Origin of the sequence: uncultured Marinobacter sp. (assembly GCF_963974375.1) — a bacterium.
Classification (GTDB): Bacteria; Pseudomonadota; Gammaproteobacteria; order Pseudomonadales; family Oleiphilaceae; genus Marinobacter.
Genome location: NZ_CAXBDN010000375.1, coordinates 1 through 2,981, shown reverse-complemented (window position 1 = coordinate 2,981; position 2,981 = coordinate 1). Strand labels below are relative to the sequence as shown.

5 protein-coding genes are annotated in these 2,981 nt (G+C 64.0%); all 5 read right to left on the bottom strand.

The genetic code is table 11. From position 1 onward, the window contains the following. Positions 1–460: amidohydrolase family protein (locus AAC035_RS20280; protein ID WP_339806926.1), on the bottom strand; the 460-nt coding region annotated here is incomplete at its 3' end. Beyond that, positions 460–804, bottom strand: a complete 345-nt coding sequence (uraH, locus tag AAC035_RS20275) for a hydroxyisourate hydrolase (RefSeq protein WP_339806925.1) — start codon at positions 802–804, stop codon at positions 460–462. The genes AAC035_RS20280 and uraH, both read right to left, overlap by 1 nt. After that, on the bottom strand, positions 801–1,301 hold the full coding sequence (gene uraD, locus AAC035_RS20270) for a 2-oxo-4-hydroxy-4-carboxy-5-ureidoimidazoline decarboxylase (protein WP_339806923.1): 501 nt from the start codon (positions 1,299–1,301) through the stop codon (positions 801–803). Before uraD ends, uraH begins: the two co-directional genes overlap by 4 nt. Next, a complete protein-coding gene (gene xdhC, locus AAC035_RS20265; protein WP_339806921.1) occupies positions 1,298–2,158 on the bottom strand; it encodes a xanthine dehydrogenase accessory protein XdhC in 861 nt (286 codons plus the stop codon). The genes uraD and xdhC overlap by 4 nt, the downstream gene beginning before the upstream one ends. After that, the coding region (locus tag AAC035_RS20260) for a molybdopterin cofactor-binding domain-containing protein (RefSeq protein ID WP_339806919.1) at positions 2,158–2,981 on the bottom strand (824 nt) is incomplete at its 5' end. The genes AAC035_RS20260 and xdhC, both read right to left, overlap by 1 nt.

Here is a 2,981-nt window from a genome sequence, read left to right as displayed (position 1 = left end):
CGGGGTGAGAGGTGCAGAACACCAGTCCGGAAGTGGTGCCGTGGCCCAGCAGCAGGTTGGTGAACCGGTGGGCTTCGGCCTGGGCGTAGTTCTGGTCGCTGAAGCGGGCTTCATGGGGAAAGGTGTAGTTCTCCAGCCAGTCCAGCAGCTGGGCACCGTAGCTGGCGATCACCCCCAGTTGCGGCATATGCACATGGGTGTCGATAAAGCCCGGCAGAATCAGCGAGTCGGGAAAATGCTGGACCGTGGCTCCCGGTGGCAGTGACGGAATCACTGCGTCGGCAGCACCGGTGGCTATTACTTTGCCCTGATGCACCACCAGCAGACCGTCCGCCAGATAGTCGTAACTGTCAGCTACCGGCTCCGGGCCGTTGCCGGGATCATCCAGAAAGTGCAGCAGTGGTCCGCGAAAGGCCTTGCAGCCCGGGGGCAGGGGAAGAGATTGTGCAGAATCGGTCATCAGCTACCCCGGTAGGTTGAGTAGCCCCACTGGTTCAGCAGCAGGGGTACGTGATAGTGGGCGCGAGTGTCGTCCACCCGGAAGTCCAGGCTGACCTGTGGATAGAAAGTGTCCAGCCCCTGGCTGTCATACCAGTCGCCGGTGGCAAAGCTGAGCCGGTAGTGGCCGGGACTGAGGGGGCCGTCGAACCAGTGCATGATGCGGCCATCGTCGTCGGTGGTGCCGCTGGCCACCTGGGTAGCGCCTTCGGCGGTAATCTGTTGCAGGGTAACCTTTACGCCAGCGGCGGGCTGACCCCTGCCCAGATCAAGAATATGGGTGGTGATGGGGCTTTTATCGCTCATATCAGTTTCTCCAGCCGAAGCTCGGTGATTTTGGCCTGCTCCCGGGCGGCGTTGCGGATTTCATCGTCGCGGCTGTTAGGCAGGCGGTCTTCCAGCAGTGCCAGCATCTCGGACGCGCTCTTGCCGGTGGCGCAGACGATGAAGATAAAGCCGAACTTGCGCAGGTAGGCGTCGTTGCCGGCTTTCAGGCACAGCAGGACGTCGTCGGAGGCAACACTGGCACCGGACTGCTCGCCACTGGCCAGGGCTTTGGTGCTGGCGTACTTCTTTTTCAGACTGTTAACGTCGCCGATCTGCGGATGGGCCTCGAAGGCCTGCAGCCAGTCGGCTTCGGTCAGGGTGGGCCAGAGTTCGCGGCAGTGGGCGAGCAGGGCCTCGCGATCCGGGTAGGGTCGTCCGGCGACCATGCCGTCGATCCAACGCTGGGCGGCGCAGCAGTCGCGAAAATGCCGTGCGGCCCGGTCCCGGGAAAGCGTGTTCAGGGAACGCAGATTCATTCGGTTTTCTCTCCTTCCGGCGACTGACGAATCAGCCCCCGCAATTCTTTCCAGTCCAGGCCACGGCGGCTCTCCGCCGGGCTTTGGCTGGCGGTCAGACTCAGCAGCTCAGCGGTGATGGACACCGCCACTTCCATCGGACGTTTGCCCGGTATGTCCTGGCGACCAACCGGGCAGCGGATACCGGCAATGGCCTCGTCGCTGAAACCCCGGTGGGCCAGGCGCTGGCGGAAACGCCCCGCTTTGGTGTTGCTGCCAATCAGGCCGATGCCATCGCAGTCGGCGGATTTGAGCAGGGCCTGGCACAGATCGAAATCCAGCTGATGGTTGTGGGTCAGGATCAGCACCTGGGCACCGGCACACAGAGCCGGGGCGTCCCCCACCGGATCGTCGGTCAGGTGCTGGCGCACGTTGGCCGGCAGCTCCGCCGGAAACTGGTCGGCCCGGGAGTCGACCCAGGTTACCCGCCAGGGCAACTGAGCCATAACGGTGACCAGGGCCTTGGCCACATGGCCCGCGCCGAAGATCACCAGTTGCTGTTCGCAGCCGGGGTGGCCTTCCAGCAACACCGAAACGCTGCCGCCACAACACTGGCCCAGGCTGGCCCCCAGGGGGAAGTGGGCCATCTCGCTGGTGTAAGCGCGGGCCGCCAGGCGTTCCCGGGCCTGCTGGCAGATCCGGTATTCCAGATGGCCGCCGCCAATGGTGTCGTAACTGTGCTCTCCGGTCACCACCATCTTGCTGGCCGGCTCCCGGGGTACCGAGCCGGTCACCCCCAGCACCGTCACCAGCACGTAGGGTTCGCCGCTCTGCTCGCAGTGGGCGACCGCCTGATACCAGCTCATTCTGCTGTCCATTACACGGCCTCCTTGTGTTGGGCCAGCCACTGCTGGCTGCGGGTTACCGCCTGCAGCACCCGCTCCGGCGTGGCCGGGGTATCCAGCGGCGGGTTGAAGCGATAGCCGGAGACACTGGCCACTGCATCCCGCAGGGCGCTCCACACCGAAATGCCGTGCATCAGCGGTGGCTCACCCACGGCCTTTGAATGGAACACGGTGGCCTCCCGGTTCGGGCTGTTGGCCAGCAGTTCCACCCGGAAGTCCGGCGGCGTGTCGGACACCGCCGGAATCTTGTAGGTGGCAGGTCCGGTGGTCAGCAGACGGCCGTCATCGCCGTAAACCAGTTCTTCGGTGGTGAGCCAGCCCATGCCCTGGATAAAGCCGCCTTCAATCTGGCCAATGTCGATGTCCGGATTCAGGGAGCGTCCCACGTCGTGGAGGATATCGGTGCGCAGCACCCGGTATTCGCCGGTCAGGGTGTCGATTACCACCTCGGAGCAGGAAGCGCCGTTGGCATAGTACAGGAACGGGTGGCCCTGGCCTTTCTCGGGGTCAAAATGGATTTTCGGGGTGGCGTAGAAGCCGGAAGACGACAGCGACACCCGGTTCATATAGGCCTTCTGGACGAACTCGCCCCAGGGTACCCGCAACTCGCCAACCACCACCTGATTATCTTCGAAGCGCACCTGGGCCGCCGGTACCGACCATTGGTCCGCAGCAAAGTCGATCAGCCGGCTGAGGATCTTCTCACAGGCATCCAGCGCCGCCATACCGTTCAGGTCAGAGCCGGATGAGGCCGCCGTTGGCGAAGTGTTGGGTACCTTGTCGGTGCGGGTGGCGG

What these genes read in the sequence shown, in the direction of transcription:
- uraH (WP_339806925.1), bottom strand. Translation starts at nt 804, where the DNA reads ATGAGCGATAAAAGCCCCATCACCACCCATATTCTTGATCTGGGCAGG.
- xdhC (WP_339806921.1), bottom strand. Translation starts at nt 2,158, where the DNA reads ATGGACAGCAGAATGAGCTGGTATCAGGCGGTCGCCCACTGCGAGCAG.
- uraD (WP_339806923.1), bottom strand. Translation starts at nt 1,301, where the DNA reads ATGAATCTGCGTTCCCTGAACACGCTTTCCCGGGACCGGGCCGCACGG.